Genomic DNA, 25,703 nt, shown 5'->3' with positions numbered 1-25,703 from the left:
CGAGCCGGTCAGAGTTTGCTGGTCGACAACAGCAGGCTGGTTTCAGTGTTGGCAATGCCTTCGAGCAGGCGTATACGGCTCAGCACACTGTCAAAGGCTTCCAGGCTGTCGGCCTGCAGTTCGGCCACCATGTCCCATCGGCCGTTGGTGGTGTGCAGGGCGCTCACGGCCGGATCGCCGCGCAAGGCAGTCAGCACGGCCGCCGTGCGGTTACCTTCGACCGCCACCGTCATGAAGGCGCGTATGCGGTGGCCTTCGGCCTGGGGCTTGAGCCGCACCGTGTAACCGGTGATGGTGCCGTCGGCCTCCAGTTTGGCCAGCCGGTTCTGCACCGTGCCGCGCGAGACCCGCAACACCTTGGCCAGCGAGGCGACGGTGGCCCGGGCGTTGTCGCGCAGCAGGGACAGCAGTTGGCGGTCGATATCGTCCATGGCTTGATTTTATTGGCGAAACGCCAATTTCGATTGGCTATTTGCTCAAGCAAGTCGAAATTTTGATCAATTTACTGACTTTTCTTTGCCATGAGGGCTACGGACAATGGAAATCAACACAAGACCGGGAGCCCCATCATGGTTGACTACATTGGCATTGAAAGCATCCAGAAAATCGTGCGCCAGCGCGGCGCCGCCGCCTTTATCGAAGGCCTGGCCGGCGAGATCGAGCACGACTACCGGCGCTGGAACGATTTTGACAAGTCGGCGCGCCACGCCATCCATTCGCCCGACGGCGTGATCGAGTTGATGCCGACCAGCGACGGCCACCAGTATTCCTTCAAGTACGTCAACGGACATCCCAAGAACACCGAGCTGGGCCTGCTCACGGTCACCGCCTTCGGCGTGCTGGCCGACGTGGACACCGGCTACCCGCTGTTGCTGTCCGAGCTGACCATCACCACCGCGCTGCGCACCGCCGCCACCTCGGCCCTGGCCGCGAAATGGATGGCCAGGCCTGACAGCCGCGTCATGGCCCTCATCGGCAACGGTGCGCAAAGTGAGTTCCAGGCGATCGCCTTTCACCACATGCTGGGCATACGCGAGATGCGCCTCTTTGACATTGATGCCGCGGCCAGCGACAAGCTGGCGCGCAACTTGCACGCCATGGGACTGCCGGGCTTGCGCGTGACGGTTTGCCGCTCGGCCGCCGAGGCTGTGCAAGGCGCCGACATCGTGACCACCATCACCGCCGACAAGCGCAACGCCGTGATCCTGACGCCGGAGATGGTCAAACCCGGCATGCACCTGAACGCCGTGGGCGGTGACTGCCCCGGCAAGACCGAGCTGCACGCCGACATCCTGCTGCGCAAGGACGCCCGCGTGGTGGTCGAGTTTGAGCCGCAATCGCGCATCGAAGGCGAGATCCAGCAAATGCCCGAGGATTTCAAGGTGGCCGAATTCGCCGACGTGCTCAAGGGCACGGCCAGCGGGCGCGCATCGCCTGAAGAGGTCACGATTTTCGATTCGGTCGGTTTCGCGCTGGAGGACTACTCGGCCTTGCGCTACCTGCACAAGCTGCAGCTCGCCGACCCGGCCCTGCGCCGGCAGATCGACCTGGTGCCGCGCCTGGACAACCCCAAGGACCTGTTCGGCTTGCTGGCGCCGGCCGCAGCCCGTACAGTCAAGGCAGTTCGTACCGACACCGTCCCTGAAATGACCCCTTGATGAGCACTCCCGTTGACCTGATAGGCGCGCCCACCGACATAGGCGCGGGCAGCCGCGGCGCCTCCATGGGCCCCGAGGCCTTGCGTGTGGCCGGCATCCGCGAGGCGCTGCATGCGCGCGGCCTGCAGGTGGCCGACACCGGCAACCTGGCCGGCCCGACCAATCCCTGGCTGCCGCCGGCCGACGGCTATCGCCACCTGCAGGAAGTGGTCGAATGGAACAAGGCCGTGCATGAGGCCATGTACCAGAGCCTGGCTGCCGGCCGCTTGCCGATTTTGCTGGGCGGTGACCACTGCCTGGGCATAGGCTCCATCAGCGCGGTGGCGCGCCACTGCCGCGTCACCGGAAAAAAACTGCGCGTGCTCTGGCTGGACGCGCACACCGACTTCAACACCAACGCCCTCACGCCCACCGGCAATGTGCACGGCATGCCGGTGGCTGTGCTGTGCGGCCACGGCCCGGCCGAGCTCACCGGCATAGGCGGCGCCACGCCGGCCATGAGCCCTTCGGCCATCCGGCAGATCGGTATACGCAGCGTGGACGAGGGCGAAAAGCGCTTTGTGCGCCAGGAGGGGCTGGAGGTCTTCGACATGCGCTACATCGACGAGATGGGCATGCGCCACACCATGGAAAAAGCGCTGGCCGGCATGGATGCCGACACGCATCTGCATGTGAGCTTCGACGTGGACTTCCTGGACCCGTCCATCGCGCCCGGCGTGGACACCGCCATCAAGGGCGGGCCGACCTACCGTGAGGCCCAGCTGTGCATGGAGATGATTGCCGACACCGGCCTGCTGGGCTCGCTGGACGTGATGGAGCTGAACCCGGCGCTGGACGTGCGCAACGGCACGGCGGAAGTCGCGGTGGACCTGATCGAAAGCCTGTTCGGCAAAAGCACGCTGATGCGGGCCTGAGGGCTTGACTACACGGCGGGCTTTGGCCCGTCTCTTTCCCGCGGTTTGACTTTTCCGCTTTCGCGGCTTTATCGGCGCTTTACCCACCATGAGCATCCATTCCTTCCAGGCGCCCGGCGCGGTCGTGATGATCCGTCCGCACCGCTTCCATCCCAACCCCGAAACCGCGCACGACAACGGTTTCCAGTCCCTGCCCGGCGGCCGCGGCGATGCGGAGGTGGCCGCGGCCGCGCACGCGGAAGTCACGGCCGCCGCGGCGCGCCTGGAACAAGCCGGCGTGGACGTGCACCTGTTCGAGGATCACGGCGAGCGCGACACGCCGGACTCGGTGTTTCCCAACAACTGGTTCTCCACCCACAGCGGCGGGCATGTGGCTCTGTACCCGATGTACTCGCCGAACCGTCGGCGCGAGAGGCGCGGCGACGTCATCGAGATGCTCAAGGCGCGCTACCGCGTGCAGGACGTCATCGACTACTCCGGGCTGGAGCCCGACGGGTTGTTCCTCGAAGGCACGGGCGCCATGGTGCTGGACCACATAGACCGGGTGGCCTACACCGCGCGCTCGAACCGCGCCAGCGAGGTGATGCTGGAGCGCTTTTGCACGCACTTCAATTTCGAGCCCCTGGTGTTCTCCACAGCGGGCGAGGGCGGTCAGCCCACCTACCACACCAACGTCATGATGTGCATCGCCACGCAGTTCGCGATGGCGGGCTTCGATCTCATCACCGACCCCGCGCGGCGCGCCGAAGTGCGGCGGCGCCTGGAGGAAAGCGGCCGCAGCGTCATCGCGTTGAGCGGGCAGCAGATTGCCTCGTTTGCCGGCAATGCCATCGAGCTGACGGGCAAGCAGGGCCGGGTGCTGGCGCTGTCAAGCCGGGCCGCTGAAAGCCTCACACGCGAACAGCGCAAGGTGATTGAAAAGTTTGCGCAGCTGCTGCCGCTGCCCGTGCCCACCATCGAGCTGGCGGGCGGCTCGGTGCGCTGCATGCTGGCCGGCATTCACCTGGGCAAACGGTAAGCCCGCGGATGCCGCCGCTTAGAGCTCCGTCACGGCCGCCAGGCGGCGCATGATCTGCTGCACCACGTCGCTCTGCATGTCGCGGTACAGCAGGGCTTCCTCGGCTTCCTTGGCCAACACGGCGGATTCGTTGAAGCTGATGTCGCGCTGCTGCAGGATTTCCGTCTCGGGGATCAATTCCTTGCCGGCCAGCGTACGCAGCCTGAAGCGAAAGCGCAGCCGCAGCTGGAACTCGCGCACCTGACCTGAGGTGTTGGTGCTGAGCACCACCTTTTCGCGCTGGTCGCTCAGCACGTCCAGGATCACCTGCGCCTCGTTGATGCGGCGGGGGTCGGAGATCACTTCCACCTTGCGGGTGGATTGCAAGGAGCGCCTGAGTTCCACGCCCAGCGGCGAGCCTTCGCCCAGGGAGGAAAAAAGCGTGCTGAAGGCGAAGTTGGGCGCCTTGCGCAGGGCGAAACCGCAACCGCTCAGCGTGAGAGCGGCGGCGCTGGCCGACAGGGAAAGGAATGCGCGACGCTGCATGGGCTTGCCTTCTTTTCGTTGAACGGTTTCAGATGACGATGTTGACCAGGCGGCCGGGCACCACGATCACCTTTTTGGCGGGCGCGCCCGCAGCCTGTTTGGTGAAGGCTTCCGATGCCAGCGCGGCCGCCTCGATGGCGGCCTTGTCGGCGCCGGCCGGCACCGTGACGGCGCCGCGCAGCTTGCCGTTGATCTGAAGTACCAACTCGATCTCGTCCTGCTGCAGGGCGCTGGCGTCCACCTGCGGCCAGGGCGCATCGAGCAGATCGCCGTGCTGTGCGGCATAACCGAGCTGCGACCACAGCGCGTGCGCCAGGTGGGGCGTCGCCGGGTACAGGCAGCGCAGCAGGATGCCGAAACCTTCGCGCAGGGCGGTGTCCGAGCCGGCGGAGGCGGCGCCCTTGAAGTCTTCCAGTGCGTTGAGCAGCTTCATGTTGCCCGACACCACGGTGTTGTACTGCATGCGCTGGTAGTCGTAGTCGATCTGCTTGAGCACCGTGTGGATTTCCAGGCGCAAGGCCTTGGTGTCCTTGTCGAATGCGGGCGCGCCGCCTTCGGGCTGCTTGCCGGCGCCGAGCTTGACGCCGAAATTCCAGACGCGGCGCAGGAAGCGGTAGGAGCCCTCGAGCGCGGCGTCGTTCCATTCCAGCGTGGTGTCGGGGGGCGCGGTGAACATGGTGTAGAGCCGGGCGGTGTCCGCGCCGTACTTTTCGATCAGGTCCTGCGGATCGACGCCGTTGTTCTTGGACTTGGACATGGTGGTCCAGCCCTCGTAGGGCACCGGCAGGCCGTCGGCCTTGGCGGTGGCGGAGAGCACCTTGGCGTGTTCGTCGCGCACGATGTCGAGCTCGTGTGCCCAGAAGTACTGCTTGCCGGTGGTGGTGCGCGCGAAGGCCTCGTTGAGCACCATGCCCTGCGTAAGCAGTTTGGTGAAGGGCTCGTCGACCTTTACCAGGCCCAGGTCGCGCATGACCTTGGTCCAGAAGCGCGCATAGAGCAGGTGCAGGATGGCGTGCTCGATGCCACCGATGTACTGGTCCATGGGCATCCAGTAGTTGGCGCCCTCGGCCACCATCTTGTCGCCGTTCTTGGGGTCGCAGTAGCGCATGAAGTACCAGGACGAGTCGACAAAGGTGTCCATGGTGTCGGTCTCACGGCGCCCGGGCTTGCCGCAGACGGGGCAGACCACGCCGGCGTGAAAGCCCGCGTGCTTGTGCAGCGGGTTGCCCGAGCCGTCGGGCACGCAGTCCTGCGGCAGCACCACGGGCAGGTCTTTTTCCGGCACCGGCACGGCGCCGTGTTCCTCGCAGTGGATGATGGGGATGGGCGTGCCCCAGTAGCGCTGGCGGCTCACGCCCCAGTCGCGCAGGCGCCAGGTGGTTTTTTTCTCGCCCAGGCCCTTGGCCGCGAGATCGGCGGCGACGGCATCAACGGCGGCCTTGAAGCCCAGGCCGTCGTACTTGCCGGAGTTGACAACCGTGCCCTGCTGCTTGTCTCCGTACCAGTCGGCCCAGGCGTTCAGGCTATAGGCCTGGCCCTTGACGTCGACCACCTGCTTGATCGGCAGGCCGTATTTGTTGGCGAACTCGAAATCGCGCTCATCATGCGCCGGCACGCCCATGACGGCGCCGTCGCCGTAGCTCATCAGCACATAGTTGCCGACCCAGATTTCGACCTGGCCGCCGGTGAGCGGGTGCGTGACGAAAAGGCCCGTGGGCACGCCTTTCTTTTCCTGCGTGGCGAGTTCGGCTTCCGTGGTGCCGCCGGCCTTGCTTTCCTCGATGAAGGCCGCGACCTTGGGGCTGGAAGCCGCTGCGTGCAGGGCCAGCGGGTGTTCGGGCGCCACGGCGCAGAAGGTCACGCCCATGATGGTGTCGGCGCGCGTGGTGAAGACGTACATCTTCCCGTCGCCGATCTGCTTGCCGGAGGCGTCCTGGATATCGTGCGTGAAGGCAAAACGCACGCCTTCGCTTTTGCCTATCCAGTTTTCCTGCATGAGCTTGACGCGCTCGGGCCAGCCGGGCAGCTTGTGGCTGACGCTGTCGAGCAGCTCTTCGGCGTAGGCCGTGATCTTGAGGTAGTAGCCGGGGATTTCGCGCTTTTCCACGGTGGCGCCGGTGCGCCAGCCCTTGCCGTCAATGACCTGTTCGTTGGCCAGCACGGTCTGGTCGACCGGGTCCCAGTTCACGACCTGGGTCTTGCGGTAGGCAATGCCTTTTTCCAGCATCTTCAGGAACAGCCACTGGTTCCACTTGTAGTAGTCCGGGTCGCAGGTGGCAACCTCGCGGCTCCAGTCGATGGCCAGCCCCATCGCCTGCATCTGCTTTTTCATGTAGGCGATGTTGTCGTAGGTCCACCGGGCCGGCGGTACGCCGTTTTTCATGGCGGCGTTTTCGGCCGGCAGGCCGAAAGCGTCCCAGCCCATGGGCATCAACACGTTGTAGCCCTTCATGCGCAGGTGGCGCGTGAGCATGTCGTTGATGGTGTAGTTGCGCACGTGGCCCATGTGCAGCTTGCCGCTGGGGTAGGGCAGCATGGAGCAGGCATAGTATTTCTTGCGGCCGGCATCCTCCGTCACGCGGTAGGCGTCGGCGGCGGTCCAGTGGGCTTGAGCGTCGCGCTCAACGTCGAGATGGTTGTATTTGTCTTGCATGGAGAACCGGGAAGGCGGAAAGCGGAACAGGAAACGGGGAAAAAGGCCGGGCGGCGCGTGCCGTTGCCGGGAATCCCCGATTTTAGGGGCTGGGCTGCTTTAGCGCGGGGCGGCCGAAGCGGAAGGGTTGTCGGCCACAAAGCCTATGCGGTTGAGCCCGGCTTTTTGCGCCAGGCCCATCACCTGCACCACCTTGCCATAGGGCACGCCCTCGTCGGCCCGCAACTGGACCTCGGTTTCGGGGTTCTGGGCGGCGGTCTCCCGCAGCCGGCCCGCCAGTTCGTCGGGGCTCAGCGGTTTGTCGTTCAGGAACGCCTGGCCGGATTTGTCGACCACCAGCGTGACGAACTTCGGGGCGTCGGCCGGCTTGGCGGCGTCGGTCTTGGGCAGGTCCAGCCGTATGCTGCTGGCCAGCAGGGGCGCGGTGATGATGAAGATGACCACCAGCACCAGCATCACGTCCACCAGCGGCGTGACGTTGATCTCGCTCATGGGCTGCGGGCCCTGGGTGCGTTCAAGGCGTCCAAAAGCCATGGTCAGGCCTTGTGCGCCAGGAGCTCGCGCAGGTCGCGCGCGAAGCCTTCCAGGTCGGCTTCGATGCGGCCTATGGAGCGGCCGAAAATGTTGTAGGCCAGCACGGCCGGGATGGCCACGGCCAGGCCGGCCGCCGTCATGATGAGGGCTTCGCCGACGGGGCCCGAGACCTTGTCGATGGTGATCTGGCCGGCCGAGGCGATGCCGACCAGTGCGTGGTAAATGCCCCAGACCGTGCCCAGCAGCCCCACGAAAGGCGCGGTGGAGCCCACGGTGGCCAGCAGCACCTGACCGAATTGCAGCTTGTGCAGCACGGCGTGCAGCGCGTCGCGCAGCACGCGGGTCAGTTGCTGGGACTTGTCGCCCGCCGTGGCCAGCGTACCGGCGGCGGGGAGCCTGGTCGCGGCGATCAGCGGCAGCACCAGCGCTTCGCGGTCGAAGGCGGCGACTTTTTCACTGGCCTGCTCCACCGAGGCCGATTGCCAGAAGGCTGCGGTGCTGCGCGCCACGTCGCCGGCGGCGCGGTGAAGCAGCCAGGTTTTCCAGAGGATCACGACCCAGCTCGCCACCGACATGGCCAGCAGCAGGATGGCTACCAGCTGGCTGACGATGCCGCCTTGGGTCATGAGGCTGAGGAAATCCATGTGGGTCACACCTTTGAGTTGCCGCGGCCCGTACCGCGCTTATTTTTTCAGGCCCAGCACGTCGAACATGTCGAAAAGGCCGGTGGCGTGCCCGTCCAGGAAACGGGTGGCACGCAGGCTGCCCTGGGCATAGTTGCTGCGGCTGGATGACTTGTGGCTGATTTCGATGCGTTCGCCGGTGCCCAGGAACATCACGGTGTGGTCGCCCACCACGTCGCCGCCGCGCACGGCGGAAAAGCCTATGGACAGCGGGTCGCGCTCGCCCGTTACGCCTTCGCGGGCATAGACGCCGCAGTCCTTCAAGTCGCGGCCCAGCGCGCCGGCGATGACCTCACCCATCTTCAGCGCGGTGCCGGAAGGCGCGTCGACCTTGTGGCGGTGATGGGCTTCGACGATCTCGATGTCGTAGCCGGTGGACAGGGCCTGGGCCGCCATCTCGAGCAGCTTGAGCGTGACGTTGACACCCACGCTCATGTTGGGCGCCATGACGATGGCGATATCCTTGGCGGCGGCGGCGATCTCGGCTTTCTGCGCATCGGAGAAGCCAGTGGTGCCTATGACCAGCTTGACGCCCATCTCGCGGCAGGCCGCCAGGTGGGCCAGTGTGCCTTCGGGGCGGGTGAAGTCGATCAGCACGCGGGAGTCTTTCAGCCCCTGGCGGATATCGGCGCTGATGGCCACACCGCTGGCGCGGCCGGTGAACGCGGCGGCGTCGGCGCCTATGGCCGGGCTGGAGGCCAGGTCAAGCGCGCCGGTCAGCTGGCAGTCGGTGCTGGCATTGATCGCCTCGATCAGCATCTGGCCCATGCGGCCGCTGGCACCCGCTACCGCGACCCGGTGACGGCGGGCCTGGTTGGCAGCCGCCCCGCTCACTGTTTCGGGCTTTCGAGGGGAGGATAGCTGGCGGCCGGCGCGCCGGCGGGCACGCTCGCGGACGTTGCGGCGGTGCTGGCCGCGGCCGGCTTGGATTTTCCGGCAGCCTTGTTCAACTGCTCTTCGGTGGCTTCGAGCACGGGCACCTCGCCCAGTTTGCGCCGGTTGCCCAGCTTGGCGATGAATTCGGTTTCGCTCGGCATGGCGTCGCCTTCAAAGCGTTCCAGCTGGTCGTTCTTGAAGAACACGGTGTATTTGTAGGACTGGGGTTCCACGCCTTGCCGCTTCAGGGTGAAGACGTAGTCCCAGCGGTCGGCGTGGAACAGGCTGGCCATCAGCGGGGTGCCCAGCGTGGCCTTGACCTGGTCGCGCGTCATGCCGGTTTTCAGCTGCTCGACCTGTTCCTTGGACACGAAGTTACCCTGGATCACGTCGACCTTGTAGGGCGTGACCCAGTTGATCGGGTTCGCGGAGCTGGCGCTCATGCCGCTCAGGCTGCTGCAGGACGCCAGCACCGTGCAAGCCAGGAGCAGGAAAGCGGTTCGGGCGCTGTAACGATGATTTGCAGGCATGGCTGACATAGTAAGGGGGTGTAGCGATATGATTGTTCATTGTAGCGGCTGGGGGCTCCCGGCCGGCATCCGCCCGGACGGGCCGCATTGCCGCTTTACACCGGTTTTACCCAGAGAGTTTCCCCATGAGCAACATTGACGAGCTGAAAAACACGGGTTTGAAGGCCACGCTGCCGCGCCTGAAGATCCTGGAAATTTTTCAGGCAGGCAAACAGCGCCACATGACGGCCGAAGACGTGTTCCGGGTGCTGCTCGAAGAACGCTCGGACATCGGCCTGGCCACCGTCTACCGGGTGTTGACCCAGTTCGAGCAGGCCGGCCTGCTCAACCGCAGCAATTTCGAGTCCGGCAAGGCGGTTTACGAGATCAACGAAGGCCAGCACCACGACCACCTGGTGTGCCTGGACTGTGGCAAGGTCGAAGAGTTCTACGACGCCGAGATCGAAAAACGCCAGCAACTGGTCGCCAAAACCAAGGGCTTCGCCATCGCCGACCACTCCCTGTCCATCTACGCCAACTGCACCAAGGACAAATGCCCCAACCGCAGCACCGGTACGCCGGTCAGGCACCATCACGCGTAAGGTTCGGACAGCGGGGCCTAGAAGGTGGGAAGAAACCGTAGCGAGCGCCCCGAGGTCGTGTCGAGGACCGGAGTCGTACACCCGTACGGCGAGGACCGCAGGCGCGAGATCGGGCCGCGCAGTAGGTTTATTCGCACCTTCTAGTCGTCTTGTTCCATGGCGCGGCGGTGCCGCTCGACGAATTCCTGGTAAGTATTGATGCCGCGCAGCTGCAATATCGCGTTGCGCACCGCGGCCTCGACCAGCACGGCGATGTTGCGGCCGGCCTCCACCTGGATGATGACCTTGCGCACGGGTATGCCCAGCACGTCCTGCGTCAGCGGTTCATAGGGAATGCGTTCGTAGTCGCGCTCCAGCGTCTCGCGGCGCACCAGGTGCACGATCAGCTTGAGGCGCATCTTGCGGCGCACCGCCGTCTCGCCAAAAATCGCCTTGATGTCGAGCAGGCCTATGCCGCGCACTTCGAGCAGGTTTTGCAGCAGCTCGGGGCAACGCCCCTCGATCGTGGTCTGGTTGATGCGGTACAGGTCCACCGCGTCGTCGGCCACCAGGCCGTGGCCGCGCGAAATCAGCTCCAGGCCCAGTTCGCTTTTGCCCAGGCCCGACTCGCCGGTGATCATTACGCCCATGCCCAGGATGTCCATGAACACGCCGTGCATGGAGGTGCGATCGGCGAAATGCTTGGACAGGTAGGCCCTGAGCACATCGATCACGAAGGCGGCCGACTCCGGCGTGGAAAACATCGGCAACTGCGCGCGCTCGCACATGGACAGCAGCGTGTCGGGCGCCACCTGGCCGTCGGCCACGACCAGCACCGGCGGCTCCAGCGTGATGATGCGGGATATGCGGCGGGCGCAGTCTTCGGGGCTGGCGTTGGTCAGGTAGGCGACCTCGCGCTCGCCCAGAATCTGCACGCGGTAGGGATGGATGTAGTTGAGGTAGCCGACCAGGTCGGCGCCGGAGCGGGCGGCCCGCACGGCCACTTCGTCGAAGCGCCGCTCGGAGGCGCCCAGGCCGGCGACCCATTCCCATTTCAGGGAGGCGCGGTGGTCTTCAAATAAAACGTCGGCGCTGACAACGGTGGGCTTCATGCCGGCCTGTGATGCGGGAAAAGAGCCCGGTGCGGGCTAGGAGCTGACTTCGTGGACGGAGTGCCAGGAAGCGATCAGGTGGTGCAGTCCAGCGGCATCGGTGCTGGTCTTGAGCTGCTCGCGCAAGGTGCTGTCGCTGAGCAATTCGGCGATTTCCGAGAGGATCTCGAGGTGTTTTTGCGTGGCCGCTTCAGGCACCAGCAGGAAGATCAGCAGGGCCACGGCCTGTTCGTCCGGCGCGTCAAAGCCGATCGGCGACTGCAACAGGAACACCGCCGCCATGGGAGCCTTGAGCCCCTTGATGCGGCCGTGCGGAATCGCCACCCCATGGCCCAGGCCGGTCGAGCCCAGGCGTTCACGGGCGAACAGGCTGTCGGTGATCAGCGCGCGGTTCAGGCCGTGCTGGTTCTCGAACAGCAGTCCGGCTTCTTCGAAAGCACGCTTTTTGCTGGTCGCTTCGACGCTGACCAGCACTTGGGAGGGGGGCAAAATTTGCGAAAGACGGTTCATAACAATCTTTTAGTCGCCGAATTATGCACTTTGCAGCGGGTTTGCTGGGAAAAGAGGCATAAAAAAGCCGCTTGAGCCCTCAAGCGGCTTTTTTCATGCAACTTGCGCAAAACCGGTGCCGGTCGCCAAGGCGGAGTCTCCCATCGGGCCGCGTTGGGAACAGCGCGCCCCTTGGCAGGGCGGCACGCCGGCTCAGGCAAAAAACGGGAAGGCCCTTCAGGCCTGGCGCTTGGCGGCAACGTGGTGGTGGTCCTGGGTTCGGGTTTTGTAGCGTCCGACCTGGCGGTCCAGCTTGTCGGTCAACTCGTCTACGGCGGCGTAAAGATCAGCGTGGGAACTCTCGGCGAACAGGTCGCGGCCCTTGACATGCACATTGCACTCGGCCCGCTGGCGTCTTTCCTTTTCTTTCATGTTGTCCACTGTCAACAGGACTTTTACGTCCACTACCTGGTCGAAATGCCGGGTAATCCGATCCAGCTTGCTGGTCACATAGCCGCGCAGCGCGGGGGTGACTTCAAGATGGTGACCGCTGATCGTCAAGTTCATAAAGAGACTCCTTTTCCAATGTTGGAGCTGGGTTTGAAAACACCACCCGGCCCGTGAGGGGAGGGCGGCAGACGGGGACAACGCTCTTGGATTTACTATGCGCCCGAAGGCCATCAATTGCAACCGGGCTTGCAATAAATAATGAAACCTTCTGAAAATCCTCTTGACCGGTATGGCGCTGCGTCCGCGAGGCTGGCCGGGGTGCTGTCCCCGCGGGTGCGGCAAGCGCTTGATTTCGCAGGGTTTTTGCGGCCGGCGCCATGTGCGCACGGGTGCCAGGCTTGCAGGAAATCCGCGCGGACGGCATCATGCGGACAAGGTTCACGCTGGCTGCTCCAGGGCCGAAACAAGGGCCCGTCAAGGACCGGGCCGATGTGTGCCGGGCTGCAGGAAAACCATAACAACAGGCCTCTTCACGACCATGCACCGCCTGCTCTTCCCCTGTCCGCCTTCGACCCGGCCCGGCCATGTCGCTTGAGACCATCATTTCCTCCGCCTTGACCCGGCCGGACGAGGACCGCAATGCGCTGGTGCTCATGGGCGGCGGGGCGCGTACTGCCTACCAGGCCGGCGTGCTGCATGCGCTGTCGACCATGCTGAGCCTGCAGGGTGGCGCGGCCGGCGAGCGTTTTCCGTTCAACATCCTGGTGGGCACCTCGGCCGGCGCGCTCAATGCCGCTTTCCTGGCGAGCCGCGCCGGCGAGGGCCTGCAGGCCTTTGCCCAGTTGGCGGCCTTCTGGACCACGCTGCGGTCCTCGCATGTCTACAAACTCAAGGTGCCGGCCTGGATACGCTCGAGCCGCATCGCCGCGGCGCTGTTTCTGTCGCAGCAGGTGCGTGCGCAGCAGGCGCTGCTGGACAACACGCCGCTGGTGGACACGCTGCACCGCGCCATCTCGCTGGGCCGCATCGAGCAGGCCCTGCAGGACAGGACGCTGCGCGCCGTGGCCGTCACGGCTTCGAGCTACAGCAGCGGCGTGCACTGGACCTTCTGCCAGATGGCGGCGGGCCGGCAGTCCGACTTGTGGAGCCGCCCGGGGCGCCGCGCCGAATTCCAGCCCATCACCATCGAGCACCTGATGGCCTCCAGCGCCATCCCCTTCCTGTTTCCGGCCACGCCGCTGTGGGTGGACGGCCATCCCGAGTTCTTCGGCGACGGCTCCATGCGCCAGAGCTCGCCGCTGTCGCCCGCGCTGCACCTGGGCGCCGGCAAGGTGCTGGTGATAGGCGTGGGCCAGCCCGAACGCGCCGGCTTTGTGGGCGGCGGCAACGGCGCCAGCGTCACCGGCCGGCCTTCGCTGGGCGCGATCGCCGGCCATGCCATGGCCAGCGTTTTCCAGGACACGCTGCAGGCCGACGTGGAGCAGGCGCAGCGTGTCAGCAAGACCGTGCGCCAGATGCCGCGCGAGATCGCGGCCATCATGCCCTACCGGCCGGTGGACATCCTCGCGATCGCGCCTTCGCAATCGCTGGACGCGCTGGCCCAGGCCCATGCGTCCGAACTGCCCGCTGCGACCTACAACGCCCTGGCGGGCCTCGGCGCGCTCGGCGCCAAGGGCAGCCCCGGCGGCGCCGCGCTGGCCAGCTACCTGCTGTTCGAGCCCGGCTTTGTGAAGGCGCTGATGGCGCTGGGCGAGCGCGATGCCTATGCGCGCAAGGACGAGCTGATCGCCTTTTTTATGTAAGAACCTATTTGCGATCTAAACGAGGCCGCGCAAGCACCTTCTCGGGATGGGATGCAAGGCGCGGTGCGACGCCCATAGTTCACCTATGGGCTTGCGCCGCAACGCCGCAGATCGCCCGAGAAGGCGCTTGCCCTTCGGGTCGGGGTGACGCAAACGCGGTCGCGTTTGCATGCCCCTTGGGGCAGCCGCACGACGCCCAGCCGGCCGGCTGGGCGGTCGGGCGATTGAGCCACCCGAGCCCTTGCATAGGCATGAGCCCATGCGGCGTTCCCGGTCGGCCCACTCATCCCGATTGCACCCCGACGCGGCCCCGTTTAGATCGCAAATAGGTTCTGTCGCACGATGGCTAAGCCGGGCTCGAAATGCCATAATCGCCGCAGTTCAATTACGGAGAAATCCTTGGAAAGCAGCCCTAGTCGCTAGCTTTCAACACCGCAGACTGACGCAGGCTTGCAAAGGCTCACGCTCAAAAAGGGGGGTTGAAAGCGATGCACCATCCCACCGCCCCTTTACCGCGCTTTGCGCAAGGCCTGAGCGCAGGCCTTGTGTGCAGCCCCCTGAACCGATAGGCAGTCAGTCATGCTCAATATTTTCACGCTCGCCAACGGCCGGCTTTTCCAGGAAGAAATCGAATCCCTGGAAGAACTCTCCAGGTTCCAGCCCATCTGGGTGGACCTGGAATCCCCTACCCTTGAAGAAAAACGCTGGATCAAGCAGTACTACGGCCTGTCCATCCCGGAGGACGCGATGGACGAGGACATCGAGGAGTCGGCGCGCTTTTACGAGGAAGACAACGGCGAGCTGCACATACGCTCGGACTTCCTGATCGCCGACGATGCCGAGCCGCGCACCGTGCGCGTGGCTTTCATCCTGAACCTGGTCAACGACGACCTCAAGAGCAAGGGCGTGCTGTTCTCCATCCACGACGAGGACGTGCCGGTGTTCCGGCTGCTGCGCATGCGCGCGCGCCGCGCGCCCGGCCTGATCGAGGATGCCAAGGAAGTGCTGCTCAAGCTGTTCGACGCCGACGCCGAATACTCGGCCGACACGCTGGAAGGCATTTACGTCGAACTCGAAAAAGTCAGCACCCAGGTGCTGTCGGGCGACGTGACCGACGCGTTGGCCGGCGAAGTGCTGGGCAGCATCGCCCGCCACGAAGACTTGAACGGCCGCATACGCCGCAACATGATGGACACGCGCCGCGCCGTCAGCTTCATGATGCGCAGCAAGATGCTCAACGCCGAGCAGTTCGAGGAGGCGCGGCAGATCCTGCGCGACATCGACTCGCTGGACTCGCACACCGCCTTCCTGTTCGACAAGATCAACTTCCTGATGGACGCCACGGTCGGTTTCATCAACATCAACCAGAACAAGATCATCAAGATCTTCTCGGTGGCCAGCGTCGCGTTGCTGCCGCCCACGCTGATCGCCAGCGTCTACGGCATGAACTTCAAGCTCATGCCCGAGCTCGACTGGTCGCTGGGCTATCCCTACGCGATCCTGCTGATGGTGGCCAGCGCCGTCGTGCCCATGTGGTACTTCAGGAAACGCGGCTGGCTGAAGTAGGCCATGCGCCGGCAAGCACCCGCATTTGCCGGTCGTGCCAGCGGGCCAGCAAGACCATCGCCAGAGTCGCGCCTATCAGCGCCATGAACATGTCGGACTGCGTGTCCCACGGGTCGCCTTGCGTGCCCAGGAACTGGTCCGCGCCCTGGCCCAACGCCAGCGCTGCCCACCATTCCAGCAGCTCATAGACGGCGCTGATCGCCATCGCGACGCACACCGACAGGAAAGCGGTCATGCGCCGGCTGGTGAGGTAAGCACGCTGCAGCAACAGTTCGCGCGCGACCATCGCGGGCACCAGGCCCTGCATGAGGTGGCCGATCCTGTCGTAAGGGTTGCGACCCAGGTGAAGCGCCTCCTGCATCCAGAAGCCCAGCGGCACGCGCGCATAGGTGTAGGCGCCGCCCAGGATGAGCACCAGCATGTGCAGCGCGATCAGCACATAAAGCAGCGTGGTCAGCGGATAGCGCCGCCCGGTCGCGAGCAGCACTGGGGCGGCGATCACGGCCGGCGCGACTTCCAGCACCCAGGTACCGCGGTCGTAGGGTGCCAGGCCCGACCACAGCAGCGCGCCCACGACCAGCAGGCCGAGGGCGATCAGCAGCGGGCGCCGCTGCGTCATGCGCCGACGTACACCGGTTCGCAGCGCACCTCGGTCTTGACCGAGTTGGCGATAAAGCAGGCTTCGTGCGCGTCGTGGTGCATCCTGGCCAGATCCTCGCGGCTGGGTTGGTGCTCGCCGGAAAACGTCACCTCGGGATGCAGCGTGACCACGGTCATGGCGACCTTGCCTTGCGCGTTCTTTTCCATGACGCCGGTCGCCGCATCGAAGTAGCGGTCCACGCGGAACTTGCGTTTGACGGCCATGGTCAGGAACCACAGCATGTGACAGCTCGACAGCGCGGACACAAAAGCCTCCTCCGGGTCCAGCGCCGACGCGTCGGACATGGGCAGCGGCACGACGCTGGGCGAGGACGAACCCGGCACCTCCAGGCCGCCGTCAAAGCGCAGCAGGTGGCGGCGGCTGTAGCGGTTGTCCAGGAAGTTGGCGTCCTTGCGCTCCCACAAGGTTTGGGCGGTGTAGTGCGACATGTTTCGAGGCCCCGGAGTGGATCAGTGGAAGAAGTTGCGCAGTGCCCGCGCGGTGGCTTCGGGCTGCTCTTCGGGAATGAAATGTCCGGCCGGCATGGCCTGGCCGCTGACGTCGCCGCCGCATTGCGCCCGCCACAGCGCCATCGGGTCGAACAGGCGATGCACCACACCGCGCTCGCCCCACAGCACCAGCAGCTCGCAGGCCAGCTTCAGGCCCTGCGCGCGACCGTCGCGGTCGTGCTCCAGGTCTATGCCGGCGCTTGCGCGGTAGTCCTCGCAGGCGGCGTGCAGCGCCTCGGCGTTGCAAAAGCTGCGCTCGTAGTCGGCCAGCGCACGCGGCTCGATGTAGTTCAGCCCGGCGCTGCCCCAGCCGCCCAGCTTGGCGTGCAGGTAGGCCTTGGCGGTTTCAGGGTGGTTGGCGCCCATCATGATCTCGGGCAGCGGGGCGGGCTGCAGCATGTGGAACCAGTGGTAATAGGCGCGGGCAAAAACCATGTAGGGCTCGGACATGCTGCGGCCCTCGTACATGTCGAGCGTGGGCGCGATGTCGATGACGCAGAGCTTGGACACGCGCGCGGCGTGGTCCAGCGCCAGCCTGTGCGCGACTCGCCCGCCGCGGTCGTGGCCGCACAGGAAGAAGCGGTTCACGCCCAGCGCATCCATGACGCCGATCATGTCGTGCGCCATGTTGCGCTTGCTGTAATTGCTGTGGTCGGGCAGGCCCGCCGTCTTGGAGGAGTCGCCGTAGCCGCGCAGGTCGGGCATCACCAGGAAATAGTCGCCGGCCAGGCGCTGGGCCACGCGGTGCCACATCACATGCGACTGCGGAAAGCCGTGCAACAGCAACAGGGCTGGACGCATCGGTTCGCCCAGCGTGGTTTTCGAGACGCGCGCGTTGATGGAGGCGCCGTTGACCTCGAAACTGCGCAATTCAAAACCGTCAAACCAGGGCATGGGCTACTCCCGTCGGGTTCAAGTCTTGCGTTGGCTTAGTGCCGTGACGCCAGGTATTTTTGCAGATTCGCGGCCGCCTGGGCCCGCACTTTGTTACGCAGAAAAGGCGTCCAGCCCAGCAGCAGGCCGGGGGCGCCCAGCGCCTGGCGCGACCAGGCCCAGAAATCAAAGCGGTCGCGGTGGCGGCTGATGAGTCCCTGTTCATTGAACTCGAACTGGCCGTCGATCACGTTGTGCACCATGCGCCCGGTGGCGCTGAAACGGTAATCCGCCTCCCAGTGCGATTTGCCGGTGCGCGCGTCGGCTTCAATGCCGCTGTACGTCAACTTCCACACATCGGTGCCCTTGGCCTTGGTCACGTCGCAAAGCATGTGCCACATGCCGGTGACCTCTTTGTGGCCGCGCAGCGAGAAGGCCTCGTCGTCGAACTGGGCGTCGGGCGCGTAGCAGGCGGCCATGGCGTCGGAGTCGAGGCGGGCAAAGGAAGCGTAGAAGTTTTCGAGGGTGATCTGGTTGGGATGCATGCTGTCTCCTGGGCGGGATGTCGGTGATGATCGGGTCCGCGAACTCTATAGCGACCGGCGCAGGGCGGGCGTCACTCAGGCGTCAGCCGGCCTCTTCCGGCACTTCCGGATCTTCCGGCTCCTGCAGCAATTGCAGCAGCCGCCGCAGCGCATGCGCCACCGTGGCGCTGCGCACCGCGGCCCGGTCGCCGTCAAAGCGCCGGACTTCCGACACCAGCCGCTCCGGCAGCGCGAAGCCAAACCATACCGTACCCACGGGTTTGGCGGCGCTACCACCCGTCGGGCCGGCCACTCCCGTGACCGCCACGGACACCTGCGCGCGAGAGTGCGCCAGCGCACCGGAGGCCATGGCACGGGCCACTTCCTCGCTGACAGCGCCGTGACGGGCGATCAGCGGGGCCGGGACGCCCAGCAATTCCGTCTTCGCTTCATTGGAATAGGTGACAAAGCCGCGCTCAAACCAGTTGCTGGAGCCGGCCAGGTCGGTGCAGGCCGCGGAAATCATGCCGCCGGTGCAGCTTTCGGCGGTGGCCAGCATCCGGCCCTGGGCCTGCAGCACGCCGGCGAGCTGTCCGGCCAGCTCGGCTACGCCGTTCACCAGAACCTCCAGAGTGCGATCACCAGCAGCGCGCAAAAGGCCGCCACGAAATCGTCAAACAGGATGCCGAAGCCGCCGCGCCAGTTAAAGCCCTTGAAGGCCTGGTCGGCCCAGGCCACGGGGCCGGGTTTGACGGCGTCAAAAAAGCGGAACAGCCCAAACGCGGCCAGCTGGGCCCCGAAGTCCGCGGGCATCACCAGCCACAGCACCAGCCAGAAGGCCACGACTTCGTCCCAGACGATGCTGCCCGGGTCGAGTACGTTCATGGCCTTGGCCGTCACGGTGCAGGCCCACCAGCCGGCCAGCGTGGAGGCGGCGATCAGCCAGCCCATCTCGGCCGGCGTGAGCCACTGCTGCAGCACCAGAAAGGCCAGCCAGGCCCAGAGCGTGCCGGCCGTGCCGGGTGCGACCGGGCTCAGGCCGGCGCCAAAGCCCAGGGCAATGAAGTGCGCGGGGTGCGCCAGCAGAAATTTCGCGGTGGGCCGGAAGGCGGGCGGCGGCGTGGTGGTGTCGGTCATGTGTGGGGGTGGGCGGCGAATGCCCGGGGCAGTGGTTGATTTTGTCACAGCGGTTTCACACGCGGCCGGCACAGTCCAGCGATTCAGCAGACAAGAGGGAATTCGGGATGAGCAAGCACAAGCAGGTTTTGAACAAGATGAACGCCTTGACCCTGGCCGCCGCCTGCGCGCTGTGCCTGGCGGCCGGCAGCGGCCGCGCCCAGACGGCGCCGGCTGTGGAGGCCGTGCTGGCGGGCCATGCGGTCCTGGGGGCAGATGCTTCGGTGGCGGCGCCGCGCGATGCGGGGGCTTTCTTTGCCACGGCGGGAAAGTTTGCCAATGCCAAACGCCAGCGCAACGAGCAGCTCGGCAGCGAAAGTGCCAACACCTTTGTCGGCGACCCCAAATACCCGCGCGCCTCCGGCGGCGCGCTGCCCATGAAGGGGCAGTCGGTGCAAGGCTTTTCGGGCATCGTCTCCCTGGGCAAGGGCGAGTTCCTGGCGCTGACCGACAACGGCTTCGGCAACAAGGTCAATTCGCAGGACGCGCTGCTGATGGTGCACCGGCTGTCCGTCGACTGGGGAAAAGGCCGTGTCCTGCGTCGCGGCACGACTTTCCTGAGCGACCCCCACAAGCGCATTCCTTTTCACATCCAGAACGAAAACACCTCCAGGCGCTACCTCACGGGCATCGACTTCGACCCGGAGTCGCTGCAGGTGGTCGGCAATGAATGGTGGATAGGCGACGAATACGGCCCCTACCTGCTGCGCACCGACTTCCAGGGCCGGGTCCTGGGTGTGATCGAAACCGTCATCAAGGGCAAGCTGCTGGCCTCGCCCGACCATTACATGCAGGGCCGCCTGCCCAACCTGCCCGGCGAGGCCTTGTTCGAGGTGCGGCGCTCCAACGGCTTTGAGGGCATGGCCAGGTCACCCGACGGCAGCAAGCTCTATCCCATGTTTGAAGGCCCGCTGTTCGATACCGCGGCCAAAAGCGTGGAGAAATCCGGCGACAAGACCTATGTGCGCATCAACGAAGTGGACGCGGCTTCGGGCGGCTACACCGGCAGGCAGTGGAAGTACCTGCTCGAGGAAGTGGGCAATGTGGCCGCCGATTTCCAGCTGCTGGACGCCACGACCGGCCTGGTGATAGAGCGCGACGACAGCACCGAAGGCCAGGCGCCGGCCTGCCCGGGCGAAGCGCGCACCGATTGCTTCACGCGGCCCGCGCGTTTCAAGCGTGTCTACAAGATAGACCTGGCGGCTGCCGATGCGGAGGGTTTTGTGCGCAAGGTGGCCCATATCGACCTGACCCGCATCGCCAACCCGCAGCACCTCGCGAAGCTGGGGCCGAATGAAGCGGTGTTTTCGCTGCCGCACCTGGGCCCCGAGGGGCTGGCGATTGTCGACGCGACCCACATCGTGCTGGTCAACGACAACAATTTTCCGTATTCATCGGGCCGTGAGATCGGTAAGCCCGATGCCAACGAGCTGACCCTGCTGGATATTCGCGCGCTGATCGAAGCCAAATAAGGCCAGACGAGCCCTTCGGTCAGCCGGCGGCCGGGCCGCCTACCAGGTCTCTTTCGTGGCTGAACCATTCGGCCCAATAGTCGATGCAGGCACGGATTTTCGGCAGCCGGTGGCGCCCGCCCAGCGTCACGGCGTGGATGGGCACGGGCTGCTCGTCGACAAAGCCCGGCAATACCGGCACCAGCAGGCCGCGCCGCACCAGGGGCTCGGCCGCCAGCATGGCAAAGCGCGCAATGCCCAGGCCCTGCAGGGCCAGCTGGCTGGTCGTGCCGGTGGAGTCGGCGCGCCAGCAGCCGTCCGCCGTGATCACCACGGGCTGGCCGTCGATGATGAAAGGCCAGCGGTTGAGCGTTGTCGCGCCGCTGTTGCTGATCAGGCGGTGCCGGCCCAGGTCGTCGGGGTGCTCGGGCATGCCGTGGGCCTCCAGATAGCTCGGCGTGGCGTATAGCCTGCGCCCATGCGTGCCGATCTGTCGCATCACCGTGTTCTCGTTGGTGTGCGTGCCGCTGCGGATCGCGATGTCGACACCGTCGCGCACCATGTCCACCAGGCGGTCGTCCACCTTCAGCTCCACGCGAACGTGGGGATGGCGCTGGCTCAGCCCTTCGAGGCTGGGCACCAGCAGGTATTCGGCCATCACGGTGCTGGCCGCGACCCGCACCCAGCCGCTGGCCTCGCCGCTCTGGCTGGCGAACTCGCCTTCCAGGTCGTCCAGTGTTTGTGTCATGCGCCGGCAGTAGCCGAGAAAGGTCTCTCCCTCGGGCGTGAGGGTCAGCGCGTGCGTACTGCGCTGCACCAGCCGCGCCTTGCAGGTTTTTTCGATGCGGGCGATGGCGCGGGATACCTGGCTGACCGGCACGCCGCGCGCACGCGCCACGGCCGAGAAGCTGCCCAGCTCGGCTACGCGCGCAAACAGGTGCATGTCGTCAAAGTTCAGGTTGCGCATGCCGGCCATATTACCCATCGCCGGGCTTTTTTGTTTTGCGCCTGGCGCAAGACGCATTTGCGCCGCGGGTGGTTTCCGGCGGCGGTGGTTTTGCGCACAGTGGAGCCGTACCCAACCGAAAGGACGCTCTCATGAACTCCCTCTACACCGCATCCGAAGAGAAGCGCCTGACCGCCGCCGCGATAGCCGAGGCCCGGCGTTTGCGTGCCCTGGCACCGGCCGAATTCTGGTCGGTGCTGGGCCGCCTCACGCGCGGCCTGGTGCACCCGCTGCGTCCAGGCGCCGCCGTCCGCCCTCAGGCGAAGTGATCAAAAGAAGCGTAGTGCCGCTGCAGCGGCGCGCCGGCTGCGTCCAGCAGGCGCAGGCCGGGGCCCGCGTCGATGCGGCCTATACGGCTGACGGGCGTTTGCGCCTGCCGTGCCGCCGCCTGCACGGCTTCGCGGGCCGGCGCCGGCGCGGTGAAGGCGAGCTCGTAATCGTCGCCGCCGGCCAGCGCGAACTCCAGTTGCTTTTCAGCGCCAATGCCGGTCCCGGGCCAATCGGGGTGGGCGCAAGCGGCTACCAGATGGGCGGCGAGCGCGGTCTCCAGTGTGGCCCCCGCACCCGAGGCGCGCAGGATGTGCTGCAGGTCGCCTATGAGGCCGTCGCTCACATCGATGGCCGCCGAGGCAATGCCGCGCAGCGCCTGGCCCAAAGCCACACGGGGTGTGGGTTGCTCCAGCCGGCGCCTGGCCTGGGCCAGCAAGCCGGGCGGCAGGGGTACGGTGCCGCGCAGCGCTTCCAGCGCGAGCCGGGCATCGCCCAGCGTGCCGCTGACGTACACATCGTCGCCGGCTTTTGCGCCCGAGCGCAGCAGCGCCTGGCTTTTGCCGTTCAGCACGGGCACTTCGCCGAACACGGTGATGCAGATATTGAGCGGCCCCTGCGTGGTGTCGCCGCCCACCAGTTCGCAGCCGTGCGCATCGGCCAGTGCCAGCAGGCCTTTTGAAAATGCCGCCAACCAGGCTTCGTCGACCCGCGGCAAGGCCAGGGCCAGCGTGAAGGCCAGGGGTTTGGCGCCACAGGCGGCCAGGTCGCTCAGGTTGACGGCCAGCGCCTTGTGGCCCAGCGCGAAAGGGTCCACGTCCGCGAAGAAGTGCCGGCCCTCGACCAGCATGTCGCTGGAAATCGCCAGCTGCGTGCCGGGCGCGGGCTGCAGCAGCGCGCAGTCGTCGCCGACGCCCAGCGCCGCGCGTGCGGCGGGGCGCGTGAAATAGCGCGCAATCAGGTCAAATTCACCCATGGCGCAGAGCATACAGGCTGCGCCGGCCGGGGTTTCAGGAATCCTGCTGGTGCGAGAGACCGCCGCGAAAACGTTCCGAAGCCTGGCGTATGACTTCGGCCAGCAGGTGCTCTTCGCCCTGCCTTTCGCGCAGCCAGCGGGCATCGTTGTCGCCGCGCTCCACGCTGCTGCGCAGCAGGTGCAGCGAGGCGCCCGCGCCCATGGCGGTGGCGTGGCGCTCTATCTGTGCCATGGTCTGCAGGATGTGCTCGCGCAGCGGCATGTGGCCGCCGGTGGCGGGGTCCACGTAGACCGCGTCCAGGCCGAAGCGGCAGGCCTGGAAGCGGTTGTAGGTGTAGACCAGGTAGTCGTCCTCGGTGGGCACAAAGGGCTGCTCGTGCATGAACCAGGAGGCCAGCGACTGGACAAAGCCCGCCAGCGCGGTGGCGCGCTCCACCGTGAGCGGCGTGTCGAACACGCGGATCTCGATGGTGCCGAACTCCGGCTTGGGCCGGATGTCCCAGTAAAAGTCTTTCATGCTCTTGACCACGCCGGTACGTGTCATCTTGTCGAAGTACACGGTGAAATCGTCCCAGGTCAGCGCGAAGGGGGCACGGCCCGAGAGCGGGAAGGCGAACACCGAGTTGAGCCGCGCCGAGTCGAAGGCCGTGTCCTGGCCCTGCACATAAGGGGAAGAGGCCGAGAGCGCGATGAAATGGGGGATGTAGCGCGACATGCGGTGCAGCGTGAGCAGCGCGCTGTCGGCGTCGGGGCAGCCCACATGCACGTGCTGGCCGAAGATGGTGAACTGCTTGGAAAGGTAGCCGTAGAGTTCGGACAGCTCGCGAAAGCGCGGCTTGTCGTAAATGCGGCGCTCATGCCACTGCTGGAAGGGGTGGGTGCCGCCGCCGACCACGGCGATGTTGAGCTTGTCCGCGCTCTTGACCAGCGCGTCGCGGATCTGCGAAAGCTGGCCCAGCACCTCCGAGGCGTTGTGGCAGATCCCGGTCGAAACTTCAATCATGCTGGAAGTCATCTCGGGCACCACGGCGCCGGGCAGCGGGATTTTGGACATCAGTCGCAGCATGTCCTCGGCATAGGGCGCGAGGTCGTAGTCGTGTGTGTTCACCAACTGCAGCTCAAGCTCCACGCCCAGCGACAGCGCGGCCGATTTGTGAAAAGGTTCAAGGCTCATGGACGGGTCCGGATGTGGGGCCGCGCGTAAGCGGTGCCCAGGGTTTGGAACTTTCGCCGGCGCGGTAAATGGCCACGGTGGCCAGCACCGCGCCCAGCACCTCCATCAGCAGAATGGCGGGCAGCGCCACGCTGGCGATCTGTCGGCCCAAGGCGCCCGAAGCTGTGGCGAACTGCGACACCAGCAGCAGCGCGACCGAGGACATCGGCGACATCGCGCAGCCCACCCAAAGGGCTTGTTTCCAGCTGGCGCCGCTGCCCGCGTTGCCGATGGCGACACCGATGATCTTGGCCGCCATGCGCGCCAGGACCATGGTGATGACCAGGCCTGCCACCGGGCCGCTCCAGTCGGCCTGCGCCGCCACCACCGAGACCAGCACGAACATCAGCATGGTCAGCATGGCGGAGGCCGTGCCCATCTGCCGCGGCCATGACCAGGGGCGCGGGTTGAGCTGCTTGAGCAGCATGCCGCCCAGCAGCGCGGCCAGCGGCGCCGAACCGCCGAAGTGGGCCGCCAGCGCGGCGCCGGCGGCGATCAGGGCCAGCAGCAGGATGGCGGTGTTTTCGCTGGTGGGGCTCATCACGCGCAGCGCGGTGCGCAGCGTGAGGGCCAGCACTGCGCCCACCACCACCGACAGGCCCAGCACCACCAGCACCGGGTAGAGCGTGCTGAGCACGCTGGCCACGCCCGATTCGGGGCGGTGCATCATGCCGGCGCGGGCGCTGCACAGCGTGAGGGCATAGAGCGTGCCCAGCGTGGACAGCACCAGCGCGCGTTCGGTGACCGGGCCGGCCGCCCGCGTGTCTATGGCCACGCGCGACAGCACGGCCGGCGAAGCGGCCATGGCCAGCAGGGCCAGCGGTTCGGCCACGGCGACGCGCACGCTCATCGCGCCCAGGGCCCAGTACACCAGGATAAAGGTCAGCGCCGATTCGGCCAGGCTTTGCACCAGCACCATGGGGTTGTGGCGAAACCATCGCAGCGGAATGCGCCCGCCGGCCTCGAACAGCACCACCGCCACGCCCAGTTCCAGCAGGAACAGCCCCGTGCCCTGCAGCGGCCAGACCGCGCCGGTGAAGCCGGCCAGGCCGGCAACGGCGCCGACCAGCGAATAGCCGACCACCTTGGGCAGGCCGGTATAACGGTTGAGCAAGTGGCCCGCGGCGGCGGCCACCGCGAGAAGGATGGACCACTGCACGGTCGGCAAGCCTGCCGAAGGTTTGATCCATTCGGCCCAGATGGCCAGGATGTCATTCATGGGGGAGGGGTCTCCACTCTGATGGGAACTTCTGCGGACAGGCCACTGGAAGCGGCATGTTGCACGTTGGTCGGCCGGCCTTTACGGCCTGAGGCCCGGTGGGTTGCGCGAAAGAAAACTTGTTGCATTAATTTACAGGCGCCTCGCATGGCGACATGTAGGACAAGGTCGGAAACATAGCCCCCACGCTTTTCACTGCGTGTAATGCGCGAGGCCTTGCAGGCCGCGGCTCGCGAGACGCTTCGCCTCTGTCGCCCGTCCAAAGCTGCTCAAGCAGCTTTGGAGCCGCGGGCTCCAGCCCCTCGGGGCCGCCCGCCTGCGGCCCGGCAAAGCCGGCTCCGCGGCTCATGCTGGTTTGAAGAATTCTGTGGGTGCTATCGGTGATGGAGGTATTTCACCAGTGGGCGCCGAGGGTCCGGCTTCGCCGGCCCCAGACGCCGTCCCCTCGAGGGGAGAACAGGCTACACGCAGTGAGCCTG

At 65.8% G+C, this 25,703-nt stretch carries 28 protein-coding genes; 8 read left to right on the top strand and 20 right to left on the bottom strand.

The features are described from left to right. Positions 1–8 precede the first annotated feature (8 nt). On the bottom strand, positions 9–431 hold the full coding sequence (locus tag PMI15_RS18900) for an Lrp/AsnC family transcriptional regulator (RefSeq protein ID WP_007872872.1): 423 nt from the start codon (positions 429–431) through the stop codon (positions 9–11). A gap of 138 nt (positions 432–569) precedes the next feature. On the opposite strand from PMI15_RS18900, the gene PMI15_RS18895 reads away from it, so the two are divergent. The 3 genes from PMI15_RS18895 (at position 570) to ctlX (ending at position 3,590) form a co-directional block, all read left to right on the top strand. Beyond that, the gene (locus tag PMI15_RS18895; RefSeq protein ID WP_007872871.1) at positions 570–1,658 is read left to right on the top strand and encodes an ornithine cyclodeaminase; all 1,089 of its coding nucleotides are present in this window, start codon (positions 570–572) and stop codon (positions 1,656–1,658) included. Next, positions 1,658–2,572 (top strand): arginase, encoded by a 915-nt coding sequence (rocF, locus tag PMI15_RS18890; protein ID WP_007872869.1) that lies wholly within the window; start codon positions 1,658–1,660, stop codon positions 2,570–2,572. The genes PMI15_RS18895 and rocF overlap by 1 nt, the downstream gene beginning before the upstream one ends. Before the next feature lie 88 nt (positions 2,573–2,660). Next, the gene (gene ctlX, locus PMI15_RS18885; protein ID WP_007872867.1) at positions 2,661–3,590 is read left to right on the top strand and encodes a citrulline utilization hydrolase CtlX; all 930 of its coding nucleotides are present in this window, start codon (positions 2,661–2,663) and stop codon (positions 3,588–3,590) included. Positions 3,591–3,608: 18 nt separating this feature from the next. On the opposite strand, the gene lptE is transcribed toward ctlX, so the two are convergent. The 6 genes from lptE to PMI15_RS18855 all read right to left on the bottom strand — a co-directional run bounded on the left by lptE (position 3,609) and on the right by PMI15_RS18855 (position 9,391). Further along, on the bottom strand, positions 3,609–4,115 hold the full coding sequence (gene lptE / locus PMI15_RS18880) for an LPS assembly lipoprotein LptE (RefSeq protein ID WP_007872864.1): 507 nt from the start codon (positions 4,113–4,115) through the stop codon (positions 3,609–3,611). Positions 4,116–4,143: 28 nt separating this feature from the next. Continuing rightward, positions 4,144–6,768 carry a leucine--tRNA ligase gene (leuS, locus tag PMI15_RS18875; protein WP_007872862.1) on the bottom strand — a complete coding sequence of 875 codons (2,625 nt, stop codon included), beginning with the start codon at positions 6,766–6,768 and terminating at the stop codon, positions 4,144–4,146. Between the two features lie 99 nt (positions 6,769–6,867). Beyond that, positions 6,868–7,302, bottom strand: a complete 435-nt coding sequence (locus tag PMI15_RS18870; RefSeq protein ID WP_007872858.1) for a biopolymer transporter ExbD — start codon at positions 7,300–7,302, stop codon at positions 6,868–6,870. 2 nt (positions 7,303–7,304) lie between these two features. Beyond that, positions 7,305–7,946: a MotA/TolQ/ExbB proton channel family protein gene (locus tag PMI15_RS18865; protein ID WP_007872856.1), complete on the bottom strand. Its 642-nt coding sequence runs from the start codon at positions 7,944–7,946 to the stop codon at positions 7,305–7,307. A gap of 39 nt (positions 7,947–7,985) precedes the next feature. Further along, positions 7,986–8,819 carry a 4-hydroxy-tetrahydrodipicolinate reductase gene (gene dapB, locus PMI15_RS18860; protein ID WP_081499641.1) on the bottom strand — a complete coding sequence of 278 codons (834 nt, stop codon included), beginning with the start codon at positions 8,817–8,819 and terminating at the stop codon, positions 7,986–7,988. Continuing rightward, positions 8,816–9,391: an outer membrane protein assembly factor BamE gene (locus PMI15_RS18855; protein WP_007872850.1), complete on the bottom strand. Its 576-nt coding sequence runs from the start codon at positions 9,389–9,391 to the stop codon at positions 8,816–8,818. The genes dapB and PMI15_RS18855 overlap by 4 nt, the downstream gene beginning before the upstream one ends. Positions 9,392–9,516: 125 nt before the next feature. On the opposite strand from PMI15_RS18855, the gene fur reads away from it, so the two are divergent. Further along, a complete protein-coding gene (fur, locus tag PMI15_RS18850; RefSeq protein WP_007872847.1) occupies positions 9,517–9,972 on the top strand; it encodes a ferric iron uptake transcriptional regulator in 456 nt (151 codons plus the stop codon). A 140-nt stretch (positions 9,973–10,112) separates the two neighbouring features. Here fur and hprK read toward each other — a convergent pair whose 3' ends face one another. From hprK to hpf, 3 genes are all read right to left on the bottom strand, one after another. Next, positions 10,113–11,063, bottom strand: a complete 951-nt coding sequence (gene hprK, locus PMI15_RS18845) for an HPr(Ser) kinase/phosphatase (RefSeq protein ID WP_007872844.1) — start codon at positions 11,061–11,063, stop codon at positions 10,113–10,115. A 36-nt stretch (positions 11,064–11,099) separates the two neighbouring features. After that, the gene (locus PMI15_RS18840) at positions 11,100–11,573 is read right to left on the bottom strand and encodes a PTS sugar transporter subunit IIA (RefSeq protein WP_007872841.1); all 474 of its coding nucleotides are present in this window, start codon (positions 11,571–11,573) and stop codon (positions 11,100–11,102) included. A 216-nt stretch (positions 11,574–11,789) separates the two neighbouring features. Beyond that, the gene (hpf, locus tag PMI15_RS18835) at positions 11,790–12,119 is read right to left on the bottom strand and encodes a ribosome hibernation-promoting factor, HPF/YfiA family (protein WP_007872838.1); all 330 of its coding nucleotides are present in this window, start codon (positions 12,117–12,119) and stop codon (positions 11,790–11,792) included. Between the two features lie 467 nt (positions 12,120–12,586). Between hpf and PMI15_RS18830 the strand changes: the two genes are divergently transcribed. Then, positions 12,587–13,804 (top strand): patatin-like phospholipase family protein, encoded by a 1,218-nt coding sequence (locus tag PMI15_RS18830; protein ID WP_007872837.1) that lies wholly within the window; start codon positions 12,587–12,589, stop codon positions 13,802–13,804. Positions 13,805–14,383: 579 nt separating this feature from the next. Next, complete coding sequence (gene corA, locus PMI15_RS18825) at positions 14,384–15,370, top strand: magnesium/cobalt transporter CorA (protein WP_007872834.1); 987 nt, start codon at positions 14,384–14,386, stop codon at positions 15,368–15,370. Here corA and PMI15_RS18820 read toward each other — a convergent pair. From PMI15_RS18820 to PMI15_RS18795, 6 genes are all read right to left on the bottom strand, one after another. Then, a complete protein-coding gene (locus tag PMI15_RS18820; protein ID WP_007872831.1) occupies positions 15,345–15,989 on the bottom strand; it encodes a DUF2238 domain-containing protein in 645 nt (214 codons plus the stop codon). The genes corA and PMI15_RS18820 overlap by 26 nt on opposite strands. Next, positions 15,986–16,459, bottom strand: coding sequence for an OsmC family protein (locus tag PMI15_RS18815; protein WP_007872828.1), 474 nt, complete (start codon positions 16,457–16,459; stop codon positions 15,986–15,988). Before PMI15_RS18815 ends, PMI15_RS18820 begins: the two co-directional genes overlap by 4 nt. A gap of 21 nt (positions 16,460–16,480) precedes the next feature. Beyond that, entirely contained in the window at positions 16,481–17,413 is a 933-nt protein-coding gene (locus PMI15_RS18810) for an alpha/beta fold hydrolase (RefSeq protein ID WP_007872825.1), read from the bottom strand. A 35-nt stretch (positions 17,414–17,448) separates the two neighbouring features. Continuing rightward, the gene (locus PMI15_RS18805; RefSeq protein WP_007872822.1) at positions 17,449–17,937 is read right to left on the bottom strand and encodes a nuclear transport factor 2 family protein; all 489 of its coding nucleotides are present in this window, start codon (positions 17,935–17,937) and stop codon (positions 17,449–17,451) included. Between the two features lie 82 nt (positions 17,938–18,019). Then, the gene (locus tag PMI15_RS18800; protein WP_007872820.1) at positions 18,020–18,535 is read right to left on the bottom strand and encodes a CinA family protein; all 516 of its coding nucleotides are present in this window, start codon (positions 18,533–18,535) and stop codon (positions 18,020–18,022) included. Next, positions 18,532–19,053: a phosphatidylglycerophosphatase A gene (locus PMI15_RS18795; protein ID WP_007872818.1), complete on the bottom strand. Its 522-nt coding sequence runs from the start codon at positions 19,051–19,053 to the stop codon at positions 18,532–18,534. Before PMI15_RS18795 ends, PMI15_RS18800 begins: the two co-directional genes overlap by 4 nt. A 107-nt stretch (positions 19,054–19,160) precedes the next feature. Here PMI15_RS18795 and PMI15_RS18790 point away from each other — a divergent pair, with 107 nt between their 5' ends. Further along, positions 19,161–20,564, top strand: coding sequence for an esterase-like activity of phytase family protein (locus tag PMI15_RS18790; RefSeq protein ID WP_007872816.1), 1,404 nt, complete (start codon positions 19,161–19,163; stop codon positions 20,562–20,564). A 19-nt stretch (positions 20,565–20,583) separates the two neighbouring features. On the opposite strand, the gene PMI15_RS18785 is transcribed toward PMI15_RS18790, so the two are convergent. After that, positions 20,584–21,528 carry a LysR family transcriptional regulator gene (locus PMI15_RS18785; protein ID WP_007872814.1) on the bottom strand — a complete coding sequence of 315 codons (945 nt, stop codon included), beginning with the start codon at positions 21,526–21,528 and terminating at the stop codon, positions 20,584–20,586. A gap of 113 nt (positions 21,529–21,641) precedes the next feature. On the opposite strand from PMI15_RS18785, the gene PMI15_RS24885 reads away from it, so the two are divergent. Further along, positions 21,642–21,818 carry a hypothetical protein gene (locus PMI15_RS24885; RefSeq protein ID WP_007872812.1) on the top strand — a complete coding sequence of 59 codons (177 nt, stop codon included), beginning with the start codon at positions 21,642–21,644 and terminating at the stop codon, positions 21,816–21,818. On the opposite strand, the gene thiL is transcribed toward PMI15_RS24885, so the two are convergent. From thiL to PMI15_RS18770, 3 genes are read right to left on the bottom strand one after another with little or no spacing between them, the layout of a single operon-like run. Continuing rightward, a complete protein-coding gene (gene thiL / locus PMI15_RS18780; RefSeq protein ID WP_036839970.1) occupies positions 21,806–22,792 on the bottom strand; it encodes a thiamine-phosphate kinase in 987 nt (328 codons plus the stop codon). The two genes, PMI15_RS24885 and thiL, sit on opposite strands and share 13 nt — an antisense overlap. Before the next feature lie 34 nt (positions 22,793–22,826). Further along, complete coding sequence (locus PMI15_RS18775; protein WP_007872803.1) at positions 22,827–23,966, bottom strand: YbdK family carboxylate-amine ligase; 1,140 nt, start codon at positions 23,964–23,966, stop codon at positions 22,827–22,829. Further along, the gene (locus PMI15_RS18770; protein WP_007872800.1) at positions 23,956–25,224 is read right to left on the bottom strand and encodes a cation:proton antiporter; all 1,269 of its coding nucleotides are present in this window, start codon (positions 25,222–25,224) and stop codon (positions 23,956–23,958) included. Before PMI15_RS18770 ends, PMI15_RS18775 begins: the two co-directional genes overlap by 11 nt. Between the last annotated feature and the right edge of the window lie 479 nt (positions 25,225–25,703).

It is taken from the genome of Polaromonas sp. CF318, from assembly GCF_000282655.1.
Lineage (GTDB): Bacteria > Pseudomonadota > Gammaproteobacteria > Burkholderiales > Burkholderiaceae_C > Polaromonas.
The sequence above is the reverse complement of the archived record's forward strand: the minus strand, read 5'-3'. Positions and strand labels throughout refer to the sequence as shown.